Origin of the sequence: Streptomyces sp. NPDC090127, assembly GCF_044746945.1 — a bacterium.
GTDB lineage: Bacteria > Actinomycetota > Actinomycetes > Streptomycetales > Streptomycetaceae > Streptomyces.
On the sequence record NZ_JBIVDE010000003.1, the window covers coordinates 536,955 to 557,499 of the forward strand.

Genomic DNA, 20,545 nt, shown 5'->3' on the forward strand with positions numbered 1-20,545 from the left:
CGCGATGACCTCCCTCGACCAACTCGCCCGTACCGACATCGCCTTCCTGAACTGGCGCGACCCCGCGCACCCGGACGCCGGTGGCGCCGAGGCGTACTGCTGGGAGATCGCCAAGCGGTTCTCGGCGGCGGGAGCCCACATCACGCTCGTCTCGGCGAGCTGCCCCGGCGCCCCGGCACGGGAGTACCGCGACGGCATCCGGATCGTGCGGGCCGGCGGAACGTTCGGCGTGTACGCGGCGGCCGCCCGGCATCTGCTGCGGAACCGTCACGCGTACGACGCGGTGGTCGACTTCCAGAACGGGATCCCGTTCTTCTCACCGCTGTTCACCCCACGCTGGACCGCCGACATCTGCGTCATCCACCACATCCACCAGCACCAGTTCGACCTGCGCTTCCGCTGGCCGCTCAACGCGGTCGGCAGGGTCCTGGAGAAGCAGGTCAGCCGACGGGTGTACCGGGGGCGGCCGATGGTCGTCGTCTCGCCGTCCACGCGAGAGGGCGCCCGGCGCGAACTCGGCTTCGGCAACCCGATCCACATCGTGCCCAACGGCAGCCCGCACGCCGTGTCCGACGCCCCCGACGGGGAGCGCAGTGGGACCCCCGCCATCACCGTCGTCAGCCGGCTGATGCCGCAGAAGCGCGTCGACCTGCTCGTCCGCGCCCTGCCCGAGCTGCTGCGGAGGACGCCGGACCTCCGGGTCGACATCTGCGGCGACGGACCCGAACGGGACCGGCTCGCGGCGCTCGCCGAGGAACTTGGCGTCGCCTCCGCCGTCGTCCTGCACGGGCACGTCTCCGAGGAACGCAAGGAGGAGCTCTTCCGCCGCGCGTGGCTCACGGTCGTGCCGTCCGTCGCCGAGGGCTGGGGCCTCACCGTGATCGAGGCGAACGCCGAGGGCACCCCCGCCCTCGCCTACGACGTGCCCGGGCTGCGCGACGCGATCAAGCCCGGGGTCAACGGCTGGCTGCTGCCGTCCTCGGCCGACCTCGCCGACGGGGTCGGCGCGGCCCTCGACGAGCTGGCCCGGCCCGAGACCCGTACGTCCATGGCCACCCGCTGCCGCTCCTGGGCCGCCGCGTTCTCCTGGGACGCGAGCGCCGAGCGGCTGGCGCAGGTGGTCCTCGAAGACCTCCAGCGGATCCACCGGCACCGGCGGTCGCGGCGCCGGGCGAGCGACCTGTCGGTCGTCACCCGCTTCACCGCGCGCGACGCCGAGGCGACCGAGCGCGCGCTGCGGCGCACGCTGCGCGGCACCGACGTGTGGAGCCGCGACGGAGACGGCTTCCGGCTGCTCCTGCACGGCTGTGACGAAGTGCGGGCGCTGGAGGCCCTGAGGAGGCTCGACGTGCGCGAGGCGACCGTCACGCTCGCCGGCGGCCGGGACGTGCTCGTCGGCACGGCGAGCCCTCCCCGGGAGACCACGACGAGGAAGGGTCCGGGAGGCGTCCGGCCATGACGACCACCCGCCCCGTCACCGCCCCCCGCACGGCCGGCCTCCGGGCCGCCGGCCCCGGCAGGGCCGACACCCACGCCACCGACCTCCGCGACGAGGCAGCGACGACGGACGAGGCACCGGAGGCGGCGGAGGGCACGGCGGCGGTCACGGCACCGGCGGCGGAGGAGGACACAACCGCGGGCGAGGCGCCGGAGACGGACGCCGCGCCCGAGGCCGACGCGGCCACCGTGACGGGCACACCGCCCGCCACGGACACCGTGCCCGCCAACGCCACCGTGCCCGCCCCGGACGAGGTCACCGCGGTGCACGGGGCGCGCTGGATCGCGACCGCCGCCGTCACCGTCGGCGTGGTCAACTACGTCTACGCGCTGGCGCTCACGCGGCTGCTCGACGTCGGGTCGTACGCCACGTTCGCCGCGGGACAGGGCCTGATCGTGTGCACCGCGGCGGTCGCCGTGGTGACCGTGCCGTGGATGCTGGCCCAGGCCCTGGCCCGGACCCGGTCGGACGCCGAACGCGGGGAGGCGATCCGGTTCGCCGTGGTGACCGCGATCGTGGGAGGCGTACTCGCCGCGACCGTCGTGGGCGCCGTGGCCCACCAGTTCGCCGGGCTCGGGACCACACTCGTCATCGGCGCCAGCACCCTGCTCATCTATGTGACCCGGGTCTGCGTCGGCTGGCTCCAGGGCACCGAACGTCTGCGCACTCTCGCGTCGCTCACGGTCGTGGAAGCCGTACTGAAACTCGGCATCGGTCTCTTCCTCGTGACGGCGCTGGATCTGGGCGCGACCGGCGCCCTGGCCGCGTTCGGCATCGCCGTGGCGCCGTTCACGCTCTTCCTCCCGCGCCGATACCGCAGTACGCGCCGGCGGCCGTGGCTGGCCGCGACGGGCAACCGTGAACTGTGGCGGCGCGCCGTCGGCGTCGCCTCCCTCCAGGGCGTCATCGCGCTGATGGCGGCGCTCGACGTCGTGCTGGTCGCGATGCTCCCCACCGACCGCTCCGACGCGGCGAGTTACCAGGCCGCCGTGATGCTGGGGCGGGTGCCGCTCTTCCTCGCCGGGGCCGTCTCCATCGCCTTCCTGCCCGCGCTCTCCCGGCGGCGCGCCGGGACACCGCTCGCCACCCGCGCGATGGGCATGTACCTCACGGTCGCCCTGCCGCTGGCCGTGGTCGCGGCGACCGCCCCGGGCGGCGTGCTCACCACCGTCTTCCCCGACGAGTACACGCGGATGAGCACCCTGATGGCGTGCACGGCGGTCGCCGGTCTCGCGCTGGGCGCGCTGAGCCTGCTGGTGACCTTCTCGCAGGCGGTGAACGACTACGGGGTGCTGCGTCCGCTCCTCGTCGGCCTGGTCTGTTACGTGACCGGGCTGTCGGCCGGGTGGGCGGCCGGCGGTGTGCTGGGGATGGCGATCGGCGGGATGTGCGGGACGGGAGTCGCTCTGGGCGTCCTGCTCGTCCGCGAGGCGGGCCGCCGACGGTCCGCCGGGCCGTCCACCACCCGGCGCACCGCCCCCGTGCTCCGCGCCCTGCTGCCGCCGCTGCTCCTCGCCGGGGTGCTCCTGGCGCTGCGGCCGTACGCCCTCGCATGGCTGATCGCCGCGGTCCTGACGACCTCCGTGGCGCTCTACCGCTTCTTCGCCAAGCGCTCCACATCCGTCCCGCACGACCCGCACGACCCGCCGACCGAGAACGACCCGCCCGGGGCCTCGGACGACCCATCGGCCCCGGAGGGCCCGAACGGCCCGCAGGGCCCGGAGAACCCGCAGGGCCCGAACGGCCCGCAGGGCCCGGAGAACCCGCAGGGCCCGAACGAGCCGCAGGGCCCGGAGAACCCGCAGGGCCCGAACGGCCCGCGGGGTCCGGAGAACCCACAGGGCCTGAACGAGCCGAACGACCCGCAGGGCCCGCAGGCGCGGCAGGCCACCGACGACCCGCACGAGCCGTCCGTGCCCGAGGCCCCCTCCCGCCGGGGCCTCGCCCCCGCCCCCGACGGCCACGGCCACGGCGACCGCCACGGCGACCCCGACGGCGACGGGCGTGCGCTTCGGCTGCTCGCCGACGCCGTCTGGCGGGGCGACCGCCCGCCCGCGTCGGACGAGGAGCTGCACGCCGCGCTGGGCGCCGCCCGCAGCAACCGGGTCGAGGGCCCTCTCGCCCGGGCCTACCCCCGCCAACTGGCCGCGACCGTCGACGCGGTGAGCGACGCGACCCGGCTCTTCCGCCGCAATCTCGTCGTCTCGACGGAGCGGCTCGGCGGTGCCGGCATCCCCACCGTGCTCATCGAGAACGACCCGAGCGGCGACCACCTGGACGAGACGTTCGGCCTCGTCGTCCCCGCCGACCGCTGGAAGGCGGCCAGGACGGCGCTCGACGGCTGGTACGCGCACCGGTCTGCCTCCTGGCCGGACCGCTCCACCGCCGTGCTCCTGGTGCCGCCCGACGGCCCCTCCGCCCATCTGGGCACTGCGGTGTCCTGGTTCGGCGTCCCGGTCATCGCCGCCGACCGCCTCTTCGCGCACGCCGTCCCCGACCACGACGGCCGCGCCTGGCTCGTCCCGTGTCCGGCCGACCGGCTGCGGATCCGGCTGGCCCACGGGCTGTTCCGGAAACTCTCGCTCGATCTGGCCGAACTCCTCGCGCTGCGGGAGCTCCTGGCACCCGAGGTGCTGGCCGAGGCCCGCACGCAGGCCGCCCGCGAGGGCTGGTTCTCCGGTGGCGGGCAGGCCCTGGCCCTCGCGATGGAGGCCATGGCCCGTCTCGACCGGGGCGAACTCGTACGGCTGCCCCTGCCGTTGCCCGTCACCACCTCCCTGCGTACCGGCGCCGAGCACGCCGGGCACCTGCTGACCCGCGGGCGCGCCCGCGCGGCGGTCCGCGAGGTCGCCGTGTGCGTGCCGCTCGTCGTGACCGAGAGACTGCGGAGGCACCCCTCATGAACACGGCGACGCCTCTCCTTGTCGCGGTCTCGGGAACCGCGGGCGCGGACACGTCCGCGCTGGTCCCGCGGCTTGCCGGGCTGCTCCGGGAGCGCGGCTTCGCGGTGACGGCCCTCGACGACCACGGCTGCTTCCTCTGCCGTGGGTCCGGTTCTCCTCCGCGGTCGAGGGATGAGGAGGAGAAGGCACGGCGCCCCGCCGGTCCCGCGCGCCGGGGATCGTGGGCGCGCCGTGCCCACGCACTGCTCCACGCCACCGAGCTGACCGTACGGACCTCCGTCGCGCGGCGGGCGCTGGCGGCACGGTCCCGTGGGCTGCCGGCGGTCGTCCTGACCGACCGGGGGCCGCTGGACGGGCTGGTCGCCTTCGACCTCCCGCCGGCCGACCGCGCCTCGGCGGCCTTCGTCCGGCTCGCCCGGCGCCACGATCTGACCCTGCTGGTCGAGAGCGCTCCGGCCGCGGCCCTCCGGGGGCGCGACCGGGAGTGGACGGCCCGCTCGCCGGCCTTCGAGTGGGCGCGCTATCGCGCCTGGGCCTCGCGCCTGCCCCGCGTGGCCCGTATCGACGGCGAGCGGGCCCCGTCCCGGGTGGCGGCCGAGGCGGCGGAGCGGGTGCTCGACGGCGTACGGATGCGGCGCCTGCCGGACTCCGCGAACGCGGGGCCGCTCCCGACGACGCGCAGGCGGGTCGTGATCTCGATCTTCGACGACGCGGGCGACCCGGACTACCGGGGCGGTGGGGCCCTGGTGGTGGAGAAGGTCGCCCGTCGGCTCGCGGAGGACTTCGACGTGACCGTGGTGACGGCCGGGACGCACGGGGGAACCCATCGCCGGGACGGCATCCGCTACGTCCGCGTTCCGGTCCGCCGGGCCGGTCCGCGCGCCGGACAGCTGCTCTTCCTGACCCTGCTGCCCTTCTTGGCCCGCAGGATCCCGCACGACGTCTGGCTGGAGAACTTCACCCCACCGCTCTCGACGAGCTTCCTGCCGCTCTTCACCCGCGCCCCGGTCGTCGGCGTCGACCAGGGCCGCAGCGCCGAGGCGCTGTGGCGCCGCTACCACATCCCGTTCTTCCTGGTGGAGAGGCTGGGACTGCGCTGCTACCGGAACATCGTGGTGATGAACGAGGCCGACGCGTCCGCCGTACGGCGGCTCGGCCCCCGGGCCGACGTGCAGGTGATCGGCAACGGTGTCGAGCAGCGGCAGCTCGACGACGCCGCGCTCGGCGCGGGCGAGTACATCCTGTTCCTGGGGCGGATCGACACCTGGGGCAAGGGGATCGACCTGTTGCTCGACGCCTACCTGTGGAGCCGTCCCCCGCTGCCGCTGGTGCTGGCCGGCAGCGGCACTCAGGCCGAGGAACGCAAGCTGGCGGCGCTGCTCGCCGCGCACCCGGGCAGCGTCCGCTGGGTGGGGTTCGCCGGGGAGGAGCTCAAGCGGGACCTGCTGCGCGACAGCGCCTTCCTGGTCATGCCGTCGCGTCACGAGACCTTCGGCCTGGTGGCGCTCGAAGCGATGTCGTACGGGAAGCCGGTCCTCCACTTCGACCTGCCCGCCCTCGGATGGATGCGCGACGGCGGCGACGTCGCCGTCCCGCCGTTCGACGTGGCGGCCCTGGGCGAGCGGATGCGGATGCTCGCCACCGACGAGGGCGCGCGCCGTGCGCTCGGACGGCGGGCCGGGCACGCGGCGCAGCACTACACGTGGGAGGAGATGTCGGGCCGGTACCTGGCCCTGACGCGCCGTCTGATCGACGCTCCGGCCGCCGGGCGGCGGCCGAGGAAGGACAGGAGGGGTGCGCCATGGCCGACCAGCCATTGACCTCCGAGCCGCTGATCGCCGAGATCGAAACGGGCCACCCGTTGATCGTGCTGTCGCCGCATCTGGACGACGCGGTGCTGTCCTGCGGCGGGCTGCTGCTGCACGCGCGCGGGCGGGTCCCGGTGACGGTCGTGTCGTTCTTCACGGAGGCCGCGCCGCCGCCGTACACCCTGTCCGGCCGGCAGTACCTGCGCCAGACCGGCGCGTCGGACGCCCAGGAGCTGTACGCGGCCCGGCGGGACGAGGACCGAGCCGTCATGGCGGAGCTGGGCGTGGCGTGGAGTCATGTCGGACTGGTGGACGGCCTGTTCCGGCGCCGGAGCGGCCGGGCGCCGCACTCGGGCGGCCTGGCGGGGCGGCTGCCGGAGATCGACCACGTCTACCCCACGTACCGGCTCCATCTGTCGCGCGGCCGGGTCTCCCGGCACGACGCCGAGACCCTGCGCACGGTGACCGAGTCGATCGTCGCGCTGCTGCCCCCTGACCGGGGCCTCGTGCTCGCCCCGCTGGGCGTCGGCGGCCACGCCGACCATGTCCTGGTGCGTACGGCGGCGGAGCGCGGCGGGCGCAGGGTCGCGTACTACAGCGACTTCCCGTACAACCAGCGACACCAGCCCGACGCCTCCTTCACCGCACGCCACGCGTTCGTCGTGTGCGGCTGGGAGGACGGGCTCGACGCGAAGCAGGCGCTGATCCGCGGGTACCGCACCCAGGCGGACGCGCTGTTCCCGCAGGGGGCGATCCCCCTCGCGCCCGAGGTCTATCTGCTGCCGAAAGACGTGCGCGCCGCGCCGGCGGCAGGGGCGGGAGGCGGGTCATGACCCTCTTCCGTACGACCGCACTGGGCAACGCTCCTGACAGCGACACGGCCGCCGGCACCGGCACCGACACCGACGCCGGCTCCGCCAAGCGCACCGACGCGGACATGGGCCCGAGCGGCACCCAGCAGCCGGAGCGGTCCGGCCGGGTCCGCCGCCGCGCGCTGTGGCCTCTGCCCACCCTCGTCCTGGCGGGCCTCGCCGCGGTGGTCACCGCGACCCTGCGGCTCGTGGCGGTCGACCGGTCCGGCGACGTGTTCGTGGACGAGCTGATCTACACGGAGCTGGGCAGAAGCGCGGGCGCGGGCGGCTTCCCCCGTACCGAGGAAGGGCTCTTCTTCCTGCACCCGCCGGGGTTCTTCTACCTCCAGGCGGGCTGGACGCGGCTGTTCGGTTCGGACGGTGACGTCCTCGCGCAGGTGATCGACGTACGGGTGCTCAACGCGCTGCTCGCCGGTGTGACGGCGGCTCTGCTCGTCCTCCTCGTGGCGCGGGTCAGGTCGCGCGGCGCCGGAGTCGTCGCCGCTCTCGTCTTCGCCGTGGACCAGTACTGCGTCCTTCAGAACGACCGGGCGCTGCTGGAGACCGAGACGATGGTCTGGGTGCTGGCCGGATACCTGGTCCTGCTCCCGCTGGCGCGCGACGATCCGCCGGGGCGGCCGCGCGCGAGGGCCGTCGTCGCCGGCCTCCTCTTCGGGCTCGCGATCCTGACGAAGGACCACTCCGCGCTGATCACCCTCCTGCCGCTGCTGGCGGCGCTCGCGCTGAACTGGGGGCCGCCCCGCCGGTTCGTGCGCCTCACCCTGGCGACGGCGGTGGTGCCGTACGCCGTCTACCTCGGCCTGGTGACCGTCTTCGGCCATCTCGACGACTTCTGGTACGCCAAGACGATCGGCCTGCAGAGGCTGCTGGGCATCGTGCAGGAGACCGGTTTCAACGCGCCCGGCTCGCCCTCGCTGATGGGGCGGCTGACCGCGCAGCTCCCGGAGTACGCGCCGACCTACGCCCTGCTCGCGCTCACGCCCCTGGCGCTCTACCTGCTGCTACGCCGCAAGGACCGCGTGCACCGGCTGCTCGCCCTCTTCCACGCCTCGGCGATCGTCACCCTGGTGTACGCGTTCGCCCTTGGCACCCTGGAGGAGCAGGCGCTCTATCTGCTCTTCGTCCCCAACCTGGTGGCTCTCGCGGTCACCCTGCCGCTGCCGGCCCGGCACGGCATGAGCCTCCGGGCGGGGGTCGCGGCAGGGCTTTCCGCCGCGTTCCTGGCCTGCGCGATCGTCGGACCGGCCGCCGCGTACGCGAAGGAGCGCGGCCGGGCCGACGACGGCTTCATCCGGCTGCGGGCCTATGTGACCGAGCATCTGCCGCCCGGGACCAGCATCGCCACCGTCGACGGCGGCACCAGCATGGGCGTCTCCCACTACGCGCTCAACGACCGGTACCGACTGGACCACTGGGTCTCGGAGCAGGACCGGGCCGACGAACGCGTCGAGTACCTGATCGTCCCCTGGAAGGTGATCGAGCAGGGGTACGGCAACACGAGCGAGGCGGAGGTCCGGTGGCTCACCGAGCGGGGCCGGCTGCTGTTCTCCTTCGAGGGCGAGATGTACGGGACGCTGGCGCTGTACCGCATTCCGCTGCCGGACGCCGCGCGTCCGGCGCCCGGGGAGGCCGGGCCATGACGGTGAGCGCGCGGACCCCCCGCGTCCTGCTCCTGACCAGCAGCCCGCTGGACGGCGCGGACGGCACGGACGTGGCCCTGGCACGGGACGTCCTCGGGGCGCTGCCCGGGTTCCAGTTCTTCTGGTTCTCCCAGTGGACCGGGCGGCGGGGGCGCCCGCCGCCGCCCGTCGGCCGGCCGATCGCCCTGTGGTCCCGCGACGGCGCCCCGCACGCGCCGGTCCGGCTGCAGGCCGCGGTCGCCGGGGCCTTCGCGGCCCGCCGGGCCGACCTCGTGCACGCCTTCCTGACGATCGGACGGACCTTTCCGGTCTACTCGTGGATGCGTCCGCTGATGCTGGGCGCGCGGCCGGTGGTGCACAGCGTGCCCGGGGTGATGGACTCCGGCCTGCTGGCCCGGACGCGACCGCTGGGGACGACGGTGGCGCTGACCGAGTCGATGGCCCGGCGGCTGCGGGCGGCGGACTTCGGCGACGTACGGGTGATCCCGCCGATGGTCCAGGTGGGGCGGTGGCCGTATCTGCCGCGCCCCGCGGGGATGCCGGTGGTGCTCTTCGTCGGCCATCACGATCCGCACGGAGGCGCCGTGATCGCCGTCGAGGCGGCGGCCGAGGCCGCGCGGGCCGGGGCGCGGTTCCGGCTGGTCCTCGCCATGCGCGGTCGCCCGGGGCAGCACACGGCGGTCCTGCAGGGCGAACTGCGGGAGCTGGCGGGGGCGGTGGGCCTGACCGACTTCGAGGTGCGGGGCTACGTCCATGACATGCACGCCCTGCTGGCCTCGGCACACGTCCTGCTCTTCCCGCCGCCGGTGATCGGGGGCAAGGCGGACATCCCGATCACGGTCCTCCAGGCGCTGTCCACCGGGCGACCGGCCGTCCTGAGCGACCTGCCCCAGTTCGCCGACCTGGGGAACGCGGTCCTGCGGGCGCCCGCGGGCGACTCCCGCCGGACCGGGCAGCAGTTGGCCTGGCTGCTCGAACAGCCCCGTGTCTGGGAGATGCTCGCGGCCCGGGGCCGGGCGACCGTGGAGGAGTCCTTCGGCCCCGAGCGGTTCGCGGTCCAGTACGAGGCCCTCTACCGGGAGTTGCTGGCATGAAGTCCAAGGAACGACGCCGCGCAGTGCTCGGACTGCTCACCGCCCTGGTGCTGGTCCTGGCGACGCTCGGGATCCTGCGCCAGGCCGACGGGAGCGAGTCGGGCTCGGAGGCGTACTGGTTCGGGACCCTCCAGACCGACGCGTCCGAGGCACGTCACGAGGACGAGCACGGCGTCAGGGTCGCACACCTGGAGATCGACTGGGACCGGTTCGAGCCGCGGCAGGACGTCTACGACACCACCTACGCGGAGGGGGTCAAGGACCGGATCCGTGCGTTCCGTGACGCGGGGATGAAGATCGAGGCGGGGCTCGGCCTGCACCATCCGCCGGACTGGCTCGCCACGGCCTATCCCTGGACGGTGTACGTCAACCAGTTCGGCGAGCGGTCCTCGCAGAGCCCGAACATCGTCTTCAGCTCGGACATCCGGGCCGAGGCCGAGCAGTACGTGCACGAGGTCAAGGAACGGATCGGCCTCGGGGACTTCTGGGCGCTGCGGATCGGGGTCGACGAGTCCGGGGAGTTCGCCTATCCCCCGCCCGTCTCGGCGGACCGGCCCGACGGCGAGTTCTGGGCGTTCGACGACAACGCCCAGTCCACCGCCGCCTCGTCGGACCGTCCGGCCACGGTGGCACGGAACCCCTTCCCCGAGTGGCGGCCCGGCGAGGACACCTACCGGGGCAAGCCGTTCACCGAGCAACAGGTACGGCTCTGGTACGACTGGTACCTCGCGTCGCTGACCGACGCCGTCAACTGGCAGATCGGGATGTACACGGAGCTCGGCCACACCGGTCCGCTGAAGGTTCTGATCCCGGGGGCCGGTCACCGCCCCGCCGACCAGCGGGAGGCGATCACCGCCCATCTGGGTCCGGCGGACGCGGCGCGGCTGGTCGGGCGCGGGGTGGCGTTCTTCGAGACGCTCGGGATGATGCACCCGCAGGAGAACGTGGTCCTGGTGTCGACGGCCCTCGTCGACGGCACGGGCAGCCCCCGGGACAACGCCTGCGCGCCCACGGACGCGGACGTGGACGTCCAGGCGCCGGACGAGGCGGTCGTGCGGTCCTGGTCCTCCACCCGCTGGTTGGTGGCCGTCGCGCGCGCCGAGGGCTTCACCCGGATCGCCGGGGAGAGCGCGGGGCCGCAGGTGGCTCCGTACCATCCCGGGGTGATGGTGACGGCGGCGCAGCAGATGACCTCGTGCGGTCTCGAGGGCATGATGTGGGCCTTCGACGAGAATCTCTACGACGGCACGCCGGGCTCCTCGCTGGAGGAGTACGCGGCGGTGATCCGCCGTCACGTCTGAGCGTCACGGCGGCGACGCGCGGTCAGCAGGAGTACGCCCGTGTCGCCGTACTCGGGCAGGGTGAGGTCCTTCGCCACCCGGTCGATCCGCAGCTCCTCGGTGAGCGGCGCGAAGACGTCCCGGAGCGTGCCCTCGTCCACCGGGCAGGCGGGCCAGTGGGGTCCGCTGCCGATGCGGTAGCTGGGCATGCGTTCCATGAAGGACGCGACGAGGTGGCCGCCGGGCCGGACCGAGCCGACGAAGACGGCGCACAGGGCGGCGACCTCGGCGACGTCCTCGGTGACGCTCTCGGCGACGAAGTTCATCGAGGCCAGGTCGTAGCTGCCCGGCGTCAGGGCGTCGGCGTCGCCGGGCACGATCCGTACGCGGGCGAGCGCCTCGGCCGGGGTGGGGGGAAGCCGGGGGTCGAGTTCGCGGCAGAGCGTGTAGAAGGGCAGCCAGGTGTCGTCGGGTCGCCCTTCCAGCTGGTCGCGGAGGTAGCGGACGCCGGCCGCGCTGGGTTCGAGCGCGTCGATGCGCCGGCTCGCCGCCGCAGCGAGCATCAGCGGGTACAGGTTGGGGCCCGCGCCGAACTCCAGGGAGCGGGCGATGCCGCCGGGCGCGAACCGCCGGTAGAAGGCCGCGTGGTGGTGGATGACGCCGATGTCGCAGGGGTGCAGCAGCCGGTAGTTCTCGGCGAGGTAGTCGGCGACCGGCCAGGCGTTCCAGTCCGCGTCGCGGTTGTGCCGGGGCGCCCGGACCGGCGCGTCCCGGTCCATCGGCGCGTCCCCGTTCATCGGCGCGTCCCGGTCCATCGGCGCGTCCCCGTTCATCCGCGCGTCCCCGTTCATCCGCGCGTCCCGTTCATCCGCGCGTCCCGTTCATCGGGGCTCCGGTGGCCGGCCGGCCCGGGCGCCGCCGGGGCGGGAGGAGGCGGTCCGCTGGAGGTCGAAGCGACGGGAGAGATCGGTCAGCGCCGCGTTGAGCTGCTCGATCTCCTCGTCGGTGTTGGCGGCGGTGACCTGGACGCGGAAGCCGACCCGGTCGCGCGGGACGAGCGGATAGCTGGCCAACGTGACGTAGATGCCGCGCTCCCACAGGAACGCGGCCACCGCTTCGAGGTCCTGGGCGTCGGCGAGCGGGATCTCGATGATCGGCAGCCCGTCGGTGTTGGGGGTGTCGATGCCGAGGGCGCGGACGTGGTCGAGGACCCGCGCGGTCTTGCGGTGGAGGTCGGCCCTGATGGTGTCGCCGCGCACGGCGTTGACGTCGAGTCCGGCGAGGGCGGTGGCGAGCGAGGCGGTCGGGGAGGGCCCGGAGTAGAGGTAGGGGGCCGCCGCGACCTTGAGGTGGTCCTTCAGCCGGCGCGGGAGGGCGAGGAAGGCGAGCAGCGAGGAGTAGGCCTTGGAGAAGCCGCCGACCAGGACCAGGCCCTCGTAGCTCTCGCCGAGGTGGCGGACGATGCTGTTGCCCCGGGCGCCCCACGGGGAGGTCTCGCCGGGCTCCCGCTGGCCGATCACGCCGAAGCCGTGCGCGTCGTCCACGTACAGCAGCGCGCCGTTCTCGCGGCAGACCCGGGCGATCGCGCCGAGGTCGGGGAAGTTGCCGGTCATGCTGTTGACGCCGTCCATGCAGACCAGCCGGGCGACGTCGCCGGGGAGGGCCCGCAGCTGTGTCTCCAGCTCCCAGGGGCTGTCGGCGTGGAAGCGCTCCACCGTGGCGCCCTGCCCGCGCGCGACCACGCAGCCGTCGTACACCGTGCGGTGGGCCTGGGCCTCGACGTAGACGCGCCCGGTGCCGGCGAGCAGCGGGATGACCGACTGGTGGATGAGGGTGATGGTCGGCAGCAGCAGGGTGTCGGGCGCGCCGAGCAGTTCGGTGAGCCGTTCCTCGATCCGGGGGTAGAGCCGGGGGCTGCCGATCAGGCGCGACCAGCTGGGGTGGGTGCCCCAGGTCCTGACCTGCGGGTCGATCGACGCCATGATCTCCGGGTCGAGATCGAAGCCGAGGTAGTTGCAGGAGGCGAAGTCGACGAGCCACTGGTCCTCGACGCGCAGCTTGCGTCCGTCGATCTCGTCGATGACGGCGTCGCACATCCGGCTGGTCCGCTTCAGCCGCTCCAGGTCGCGCCAGCGGGGAGCGCGCTGTCCGGCGGCCCGGCCGGCCGCCGCCCGTGCCGCCGTCGGCTTCCCCGCCGTGGTCCGGGCCGCCCGCGGCGGCGCCACCGGACGGCCGGCGGCGGCGAGGTGTCCACCCGTGACCGGGGGCGTGGCCAGGGCGGTCCCGGCCGGCGCGGGCGCGGCCGGTGTGTTCGCCGTCGGGGCGGACGCGGTGCCCGACGTGGAGCGGCGCAGGAAGGACTCGGCCTGGTGGGCGGTCATGGGCCGGGCGAAGAGGAAGCCCTGGCCGTACTGGCAGCCCATGTCGGAGAGGAGCTCGCGCTGCCCCTCGTGCTCGATGCCCTCCGCGACGACCTCGAGCCCGAGGACGTCGGCGATCCGGACGATGCCCTCGACCAGCGCCATCTGCTGCGGGTCGGTGGTGATGTCGTCGATGAACGACTTGTCGACCTTGAGGACGTCGATGGGGAACTCCCGCAGATAGCTGAGCGACGAGAACCCGGTGCCGAAGTCGTCGATCGCGAGGGAGACGCCGAGGTCGCGCAGCGCCCCCATGGTGGTGCGGATCTGGTCGTCCTTGCGCATCAGCACGGTCTCGGTGAGTTCCAGGACCAGGGAGTCCGGCGCGAGCCCGGAGGAGCTGAGGGTGCGGCGTACGTCGTCGAGCAGGCCCGGGTCGCGGAACTGCCGGGCCGAGACGTTGACGTTGGCGCGCAGGGGCGGTTGCCGGCCCGGCCGGGAACGCTGCCAGCGGGCGACGTCGAGCGCCGCGTGCTCCAGGACCCAGGCGCCGAGGGGCATGATGTGCCCGCTCTCCTCGGCGAGGGTGATGAACTGGTCGGGCGGGACCATGCCCCGACGGGCGTGCGGCCAGCGGATCAGCGCCTCGAAGCCGGCGACGGCCCCGCCGACGACCTCCACGATCGGCTGGTAGCGCAGGGCGAAGGCGTGGTCGGCGATGGCCGTGTCCATGCCCTCCTGGAGTTCGTGCCGGGCGACGAGCCGGGAGTGCAGTTCGGGCCGGAAGCGACGCCAGCGCTTCTTGCCCGCGGCCTTCGCCGCGTAGAGCGCGAGGTCGGCGTGGCCGAGGAGTTCCTCGGCGTGGGCGCTGTCGAGGACGGTGGCGACCCCGACGCTGGTCGACACGGAGACGGCGCCGTCGGTGAGATGGAAGGGCTGGCTGAGGGTGTGCACGATCTGGGCGGCGAGGGCCTCGGCGTCCCCGGGCTCCCTCGCGCCCTCGATCAGGACGGCGAACTCGTCGCCGCCGAGCCGCGCCGCCGTGTCGCTGAGCCGCAGGACGGAGGTCAGCCGGCGGGCGACGGCGACGAGGAGTTCGTCGCCGACCGAGTGACCCATGGTGTCGTTGACGACCTTGAAGTCGTCGAGGTCGACGAAGAGCATGCAGGTCAGGGTGGATTCACGGCGGCCGCGCAGCAGGGCCCGCTCGATCCGTTCGAGGAGCAGGACGCGGTTGGGCAGTCCGGTGAGGGAGTCGTGGAAGGCGCGGTGGGTGAGTTCGCGTTCCAGTTTCCGCTGCTCCGTCACGTCGCGCAGGGTGAGGACGAGGCCGTGGACGGTCTGCTCGTTACGGAGGTTGCTGCACCGGACCTCGACGTGCAGGTCGGTGGCCTCGCCCCGGCGCAGCTTCCAGTCGTCCCGGGCGTCCACGTCGTCGCGGGAGCGGACGCCCGCCAGGATCCGCAGCGCGCCGGCGGCGTCGCCGGGCGCCAGGAGGTCGGTCAGGGGCGTGCCGGGCAGCAGGGAGTGGCCGAACATGGACTCGGCCGAGGGGCTGGCGTACCGCACGGTGTCGTCGTCGTCGACGATCAGGATCACGTCGGAGGTGTTGTGCACCAGGGTGCGGAAGTACGCCTCGCTGGTGCGGCGGTTGACCTCCTCGCTGAGCCCGAACCGCTCCAGGGCGAGGGCGGCCTGCGAGGCCAGGGACTGCGCGGGCCCGGTGATGGCGCGGAGCTTCTTCTCGGGCGCGGCGAGCAGCAGGACGCCGAGCAGGGACTCCCCGGCGGCGGGCGCCTGCAGGGCGACCGGACAGAGCAGGGCGTGCGAAAGCGGGCCGAGGGCATGGGCGACGGTGGGGTCGAGGGCGTCGGTGGAGACGACCCGGCCGCCCTCGGCGAGCAGTTCGGGCCAGGGGGCGCCGTGCGGGCCGGTGAGTTCGGTGCCCCGGAAGCTCCAGGGCAGGTGCCCGGTCGGGACGGCGTACAGGAGCCGTCGGCGGTCCCGGGCGAGGAGCATCGTCTTGTGCGGGGTGCCGGGTCCGACGAGGGTCGCGGCGGCCACCTCGACGGCGCTGGCGACCTCGCGGGGGCTCAGTGAGGCCACCAGCGAGGCGGCGGCCACGCGCAGACTGCGCTCGCGTGCCTCGGCGTTGCGGTGTTCGGCCATCATGCCCCAGAGCCGGGTGAGCACCAGCAGGAACATGATCGCGGAGAAGACCGCGATGACGGCGATGTCCTGTTCGCGGTCGTTGCGCAGGGACTGGTACAGCAGCAGGACGGGGGCGATCAGCGAGGCCGCGGCGAGCAGGGCGAGGCGGCGTTCGGCGATGACGGCCGGGGGCTGCGGTGCGCGCTCGGTCAGGCCGGTCATGGAGGGGTGCAGGGCGGCCAGGCCCCAGGCGGTGAAGAAGAGGACCCAGCCGATGTCCCAGCCGGTGCCCACCTGCCAGGTGCCCTGGAGTTGCAGCGCCCCGTAGATGACGTCGGAGGCGAGGATGCCGCACGTGCCGACGGTGAGCAGCTGCACGGAACGGGACTTGAAGCCGCCGGGGAACAGCAGCCGGGCGAGCATGGCGAGCATCAGGACGTCGCCGAGGGGATACGCGATCGAGATCGCCTTCTCGATCCACGTCATGTCCGGCGACTTGGCGAGCGGGGTGATCAGGTACACCCAGGACAGCAGCGCGAGTCCGGAGGTGAGGATGAGGGCGTCGAGCGCCACGGCGAGGTCGCGGGCGGCGGCGCGGTAGCGGATGAACCCGAAGAGCCCGATGGCGAACAGCGGGTACGTGGCCAGGTAGAGGGCGTCCGCGACCGAGGGAAAGGGGTTGGTCTGGCCGGACAGGCTCTCCAGGAGGTTGTACGCCGTGTCGCCCGCGACGAAGGTGAAGTTGGCGCCCGCGAGCACGAGCCAGGGCCAGCGCTTGGCCGGCTGGTGGAGGTGGACGCCCGTGAGGATCGCGACCACCCCGCCGAGACCGACCAGCGCCCACAGCAGGGTGTGCCATTGGGGAAACGCGAGGTAGGCGGCCGTGAGCCCCGAGACGATCACGACGTAGAACAGGGTCCAGCTCTTCAGCGTTCCGGGCCGGAGATGCACCCGGTTCTGCTGTCGCAGCGGCATCCTCGACCGCCCCCTTGCCAGATTGGCGCCCGGTGGCGGAACTGACCCCGTACCCCCCAATTCTCGGGGCATCGGACGGCTGGTGCATCTCGGAGCGGGGCGCGGCCGGGGCGCGGCCGGGGCCGTGGGGAGCGGGGTCTGGACAAGTCGCGGACGCCCGGGGCCGCGGCGGGCGGGGGTCTGGACGAGTCGCGGCTCCCCGCGGCCGTGGCGGGCGGGGGCCAGGACGAGTCGCGGCCCCCCGGGGCCCTGGCGGGCGGGGGGAGTCAGGACGAGTCGCGGACGACCAGCTCCGTGGGCAGTACGCGGTGCGGCTGCTCCTCGGACGCCCCCGCGATCTCCTGGAGCAGCAGCCGGGCCATCGTGCGGCCCATCTCCTCGATCGGCTGACGGACGCTGGTCAGCGGCGGGTCCATGTGCCGGGCGACCGGTGAGTCGTCGACGCCGACCAGGGCCACGTCCTCGGGGACCCGGCGCCCCGCCTCCTTCAGCACCCCGCGCGCCCCTGCCGCCATCACGTCGGAGGCGGCGAAGACGGCGTCGAGACCGGGGCTGCGGTCGAGCAGGTCCCGCATGGCCCGCCGCCCGCCCTCCTCGGTGAAGTCGCCGGTGGCGACGAGCCGGCCGTCCGCCGCGAGCCCGGCCTCCGCGAGACCCCGGTGGTAGCCGTCGAGGCGGCAGCGGGCCACGTACATGTCCAGCGGGCCGGTGATGGTCGCGATGCGGCGGCGGCCGCGCCCGGCGAGATGGGCGACGGCCGAGCGTCCCGCGCCGACGTTGTCGGAGTCCACGTAGGCCACCTGCTCCGACTCGGTGCGGCGGCCGTTGAGGACGGCCGGCAGGCCGAGCGCCCGCACCTGATCCGGCAGCGGATCGTCGCCGTGGACCGAGACGAGCAGCACGCCGTCCACCCGCTGGGCGGCGAGGTACTGCTCGAAGCGCTGGCGCTCCTTGTCGTTGCGGATCAGCGTGAGCAGCAACTGCTTGTCGGCGTCGGCCAGTTCGGCGCTGACCCCGCGGATGATGTCGAGGAAGTACGGCTCCGCGAAGAGCCGCGCCTCGGTCTCGGGGATCACCAGCGCCACCGCGTCCGTGCGGCTGCCGGCCAGCGCCCGCGCCGCGCGGTTGGGTACGTAGCCCAGTTCGGCGACGGCCCGGTCGACGGCGGCCTTGGCCTGCTCGCTGACCCGCGGGGAGCCGTTGATCACTCGCGAGACCGTGCCACGGCCGACACCGGCCCTGGCCGCGACCTCCTCCAGGGTGGGCCTGCCGGTCTGGCGCCCGCTCACCACCATTGCCGTCTCCCCTCACGTCCCCTGTGTCCCGGTGACTGTACCAAGAGTGGGAGCGCTCCCACCCGTTCCGTAACGGATCCCGACCCGCCCCTTGACACTCGTACGCGCCAGGCAGCAACCTTCCGGCGAGACGCAGTGGGAGCGCTCCCACACACCGAGCCGCGCGCGGGCCGCACCGAGCCACGCATCGCACCACCCCGGACGAGGAGAGTCGTATGCGCATGTCCAGCACGAGCCGCAGCAGACAGGGGCACCGCCGGACCGCGCGGGCCGCGGTCGCCGGGGTGGCCGTCTGCGCCGCCCTGATCACCGGCTGCGGCACCGACGGCGGTTCCGACGAGGCCGGCGGCGACGGGAAGATCACCCTGCGCATCGGAACCTTCGGCTCCTTCGGCTACGACGACAAGACGGGCGCGAAGCTCTACGCCGAGTACGAGAAGGCGCACCCGAACATCGAGATCGTCGAGTCGAACGTCGCCGACGGGCAGAAGTACTGGGACACCCTCAAGCTGCGGCTGTCCCGCAACAGCGGGCTCGCCGACATCCAGGCCCTGGAGGTCGGTTACGTCGCGGAGGCGACCGGTCCCGCGATGGCGGGCAAGTGGGTGGACCTCGGCACGACCGGCGGCGCCGACCTCGGCGCGTACCTCGACTGGAAGGTCAAGCAGGCCACCACCCCGGACGGCAAGGTCATCGGTCTCGGCACCGACATCGGCCCGATGGCCATCTGCTACAACAAGGAGCTCTTCGCCGAGGCGAAGCTGCCCACGGACCGCGCCGCCGTCTCCGCGCTGTGGCAGGGCGACTGGTCGAAGTTCCTGGAGACGGGCCGGACCTACCAGAAGAACGCCCCGGCCGGGACGTCCTTCCACGACTCCGCGAGCGGTCTGTTCAACGCGGTCGTCTCCAGCGAGCCGGTGCAGTACGCCGACGCCAAGGGCGAGTTGGACTACGAGAACAGTCCCGGCGTGAAGAAGGCCTGGAACACCGCCGTCGCGGCGGCGCGCGGCGGTATCACCGCGAAGCTGCGCCAGTTCGACGAGAAGGGCACCTGGAACGCGGCCTTCAAGAACTCCACGTTCGCCACGGTCGCCTGCCCGAGCTGGATGACCGGCATCATCAAGGACCAGGCGGGCACGGCCAACCAGGGCAAGTGGGACATCGCCGCACCGCCGGTGGCCGGCAACTGGGGCGGCTCGTTCCTCGCGGTGCCCAAGGCCGGCAAGCACGCCAAGGAGGCCGCCGAACTCGCGGCCTGGCTCACCGCGCCCGCGCAGCACGCCAAGGTCTTCGGCGTGAACGGCAACATCCCCTCCACCAAGGACACCCTCACGTCGGCGACCGTGCAGGACGCGAAGCTGCCGTACTTCGGGGACACCCCCGTCGGCCGGATCTACTCGGAGGCGGCCGCCGGCATCACACCGGCCCCGATCAGCCGCTGGGACGGTCAGGTGAAGACCTTCCTCACCGACAACGGCATCCTCGACATCGAGCAGCGCGGCACGGATCCCGCGAAGGCGTGGGAGAACGTCAGGAAGCTGATCGAGGACAAGATCGAGCAGTAGCCGGAGCCCGTCCAGGAGCCGCCCGGCGCTCCCCCGCCGGGCGGCCACCCGCCCCCGCCCCCGCGCGACGCGCATCCGCAACGACCCCGAAGGGACGCCCCCGTGGCCACCTCCCTGCGGGCGGCGGCCGACGGTTCCCCGCCGCCCGCCCCGCCCTCCCTCGCCGCCCCGCCTCCCCCGCCGCCCCGTGGAGGCCTGGGCAGCCGCTTCCACCGCTGGGACCTGCGGTTCAGTCCGTACGTCTTCGTGGCGCCGTTCTTCCTCACCTTCGCCGCCTTCGGGCTCTTCCCCCTCGTCTACACGGGCTGGCTCTCGCTGCACCGGGTGGAGCTCGGCGGGGACGCGCAGTGGCGGGGCCTGGACAACTACACCGCCCTCGCGGACAGCGAGTTCTTCTGGAACGCGCTCGCCAACACCTTCACCATCGGTGTCGTCTCGACCGTGCCCCAGCTGCTGATGGCCCTCGGCCTGGCTCATCTGCTCAACTACCGGCTGCGCGGACGGGGGTTCTTCCGGGTCGCGGTCCTCGCCCCGTACGCCACCTCGATCGCGGCGGCGACCCTCGTCTTCGCCCAGCTCTTCAACACCGACTACGGTCTGATCAACACCGTCCTCGGCTGGGTCGGCTTCGCACCGGTGGACTGGGAGTCCTCCAAGTGGCCCGCGCAGATCGCGATCTCGACGATCGTCACCTGGCGCTGGACGGGCTACAACGCGCTGATCTACCTGGCCGCGATGCAGGCCGTTCCGAAGGACCTCTACGAGGCGGCGGCGCTGGACGGGGCCTCCCGGTGGCGGCAGTTCCTCAGCGTGACGATCCCGTCCATCCGTCCGACGATCCTCTTCACGATCGTCGTCTCCACGATCGGCGCCACCCAGCTCTTCGGCGAACCGATGATCTTCGGCGGCAGTCTCGGGATCAGCGGGGGCAGCGGCAACCAGTTCCAGACGCTGAGCCTGCTGATGTACGAGAAGGGCTGGGTGACCGGCGCGCTCGGCCAGGCGTCCGCCATCGCCTGGGTGATGCTGCTGCTCCTGCTGGTGATCGGGGCGGTCCGCACGCTCCTCACCCGGGCGAACCGCAAGAAGCTGGGGGCCTGACCT

General features: G+C 73.4%; 12 protein-coding genes. 9 read left to right on the plus strand and 3 right to left on the minus strand.

The features are described from left to right. Positions 1-4 precede the first annotated feature (4 nt). From ACIPPS_RS13455 to ACIPPS_RS13485, 7 genes are read left to right on the plus strand one after another with little or no spacing between them, the layout of a single operon-like run. Complete coding sequence (locus ACIPPS_RS13455) at positions 5-1,459, plus strand: glycosyltransferase family 4 protein (RefSeq protein ID WP_401430511.1); 1,455 nt, start codon at positions 5-7, stop codon at positions 1,457-1,459. Continuing rightward, on the plus strand, positions 1,456-4,401 hold the full coding sequence (locus ACIPPS_RS13460; RefSeq protein WP_401430513.1) for a hypothetical protein: 2,946 nt from the start codon (positions 1,456-1,458) through the stop codon (positions 4,399-4,401). Before ACIPPS_RS13455 ends, ACIPPS_RS13460 begins: the two co-directional genes overlap by 4 nt. After that, positions 4,398-6,221 (plus strand): glycosyltransferase family 4 protein, encoded by a 1,824-nt coding sequence (locus ACIPPS_RS13465; RefSeq protein ID WP_401430515.1) that lies wholly within the window; start codon positions 4,398-4,400, stop codon positions 6,219-6,221. The genes ACIPPS_RS13460 and ACIPPS_RS13465 overlap by 4 nt, the downstream gene beginning before the upstream one ends. Further along, positions 6,203-7,042, plus strand: coding sequence for a PIG-L deacetylase family protein (locus tag ACIPPS_RS13470; protein ID WP_401430517.1), 840 nt, complete (start codon positions 6,203-6,205; stop codon positions 7,040-7,042). Before ACIPPS_RS13465 ends, ACIPPS_RS13470 begins: the two co-directional genes overlap by 19 nt. Then, a complete protein-coding gene (locus tag ACIPPS_RS13475; protein ID WP_401430519.1) occupies positions 7,039-8,721 on the plus strand; it encodes an ArnT family glycosyltransferase in 1,683 nt (560 codons plus the stop codon). Before ACIPPS_RS13470 ends, ACIPPS_RS13475 begins: the two co-directional genes overlap by 4 nt. Continuing rightward, positions 8,718-9,815: a glycosyltransferase family 4 protein gene (locus tag ACIPPS_RS13480; RefSeq protein WP_401430521.1), complete on the plus strand. Its 1,098-nt coding sequence runs from the start codon at positions 8,718-8,720 to the stop codon at positions 9,813-9,815. The genes ACIPPS_RS13475 and ACIPPS_RS13480 overlap by 4 nt, the downstream gene beginning before the upstream one ends. Then, positions 9,812-11,116 carry a beta-galactosidase gene (locus ACIPPS_RS13485; protein ID WP_401430523.1) on the plus strand — a complete coding sequence of 435 codons (1,305 nt, stop codon included), beginning with the start codon at positions 9,812-9,814 and terminating at the stop codon, positions 11,114-11,116. The genes ACIPPS_RS13480 and ACIPPS_RS13485 overlap by 4 nt, the downstream gene beginning before the upstream one ends. Here ACIPPS_RS13485 and ACIPPS_RS13490 read toward each other — a convergent pair. The 3 genes from ACIPPS_RS13490 to ACIPPS_RS13500 form a co-directional block, all read right to left on the minus strand. After that, positions 11,107-11,874, minus strand: a complete 768-nt coding sequence (locus ACIPPS_RS13490) for a class I SAM-dependent methyltransferase (protein ID WP_401431410.1) — start codon at positions 11,872-11,874, stop codon at positions 11,107-11,109. The genes ACIPPS_RS13485 and ACIPPS_RS13490 overlap by 10 nt on opposite strands. A gap of 102 nt (positions 11,875-11,976) precedes the next feature. Further along, positions 11,977-16,581, minus strand: coding sequence for an aminotransferase class I/II-fold pyridoxal phosphate-dependent enzyme (locus ACIPPS_RS13495; RefSeq protein WP_401430525.1), 4,605 nt, complete (start codon positions 16,579-16,581; stop codon positions 11,977-11,979). Positions 16,582-16,847: 266 nt separating this feature from the next. Continuing rightward, positions 16,848-17,876, minus strand: coding sequence for a LacI family DNA-binding transcriptional regulator (locus ACIPPS_RS13500; protein ID WP_401430527.1), 1,029 nt, complete (start codon positions 17,874-17,876; stop codon positions 16,848-16,850). Positions 17,877-18,091: 215 nt separating this feature from the next. On the opposite strand from ACIPPS_RS13500, the gene ACIPPS_RS13505 reads away from it, so the two are divergent. Beyond that, complete coding sequence (locus ACIPPS_RS13505) at positions 18,092-19,441, plus strand: ABC transporter substrate-binding protein (protein ID WP_401430529.1); 1,350 nt, start codon at positions 18,092-18,094, stop codon at positions 19,439-19,441. 102 nt (positions 19,442-19,543) lie between these two features. Continuing rightward, positions 19,544-20,542: a carbohydrate ABC transporter permease gene (locus ACIPPS_RS13510; RefSeq protein WP_401430531.1), complete on the plus strand. Its 999-nt coding sequence runs from the start codon at positions 19,544-19,546 to the stop codon at positions 20,540-20,542. The last annotated feature ends 3 nt before the right edge of the window (positions 20,543-20,545 follow it).

Coding starts and splice junctions, on each gene's coding strand:
- ACIPPS_RS13475 (WP_401430519.1), top strand. CDS start 7,039: ATGACCCTCTTCCGTACGACCGCACTGGGCAACGCTCCTGACAGCGAC.
- ACIPPS_RS13505 (WP_401430529.1), top strand. CDS start 18,092: ATGCGCATGTCCAGCACGAGCCGCAGCAGACAGGGGCACCGCCGGACC.
- ACIPPS_RS13455 (WP_401430511.1), top strand. CDS start 5: ATGACCTCCCTCGACCAACTCGCCCGTACCGACATCGCCTTCCTGAAC.
- ACIPPS_RS13485 (WP_401430523.1), top strand. CDS start 9,812: ATGAAGTCCAAGGAACGACGCCGCGCAGTGCTCGGACTGCTCACCGCC.
- ACIPPS_RS13495 (WP_401430525.1), bottom strand. CDS start 16,581: ATGCCGCTGCGACAGCAGAACCGGGTGCATCTCCGGCCCGGAACGCTG.
- ACIPPS_RS13490 (WP_401431410.1), bottom strand. CDS start 11,874: ATGGACCGGGACGCGCCGGTCCGGGCGCCCCGGCACAACCGCGACGCG.
- ACIPPS_RS13465 (WP_401430515.1), top strand. CDS start 4,398: ATGAACACGGCGACGCCTCTCCTTGTCGCGGTCTCGGGAACCGCGGGC.
- ACIPPS_RS13500 (WP_401430527.1), bottom strand. CDS start 17,876: ATGGTGGTGAGCGGGCGCCAGACCGGCAGGCCCACCCTGGAGGAGGTC.
- ACIPPS_RS13460 (WP_401430513.1), top strand. CDS start 1,456: ATGACGACCACCCGCCCCGTCACCGCCCCCCGCACGGCCGGCCTCCGG.
- ACIPPS_RS13480 (WP_401430521.1), top strand. CDS start 8,718: ATGACGGTGAGCGCGCGGACCCCCCGCGTCCTGCTCCTGACCAGCAGC.
- ACIPPS_RS13470 (WP_401430517.1), top strand. CDS start 6,203: ATGGCCGACCAGCCATTGACCTCCGAGCCGCTGATCGCCGAGATCGAA.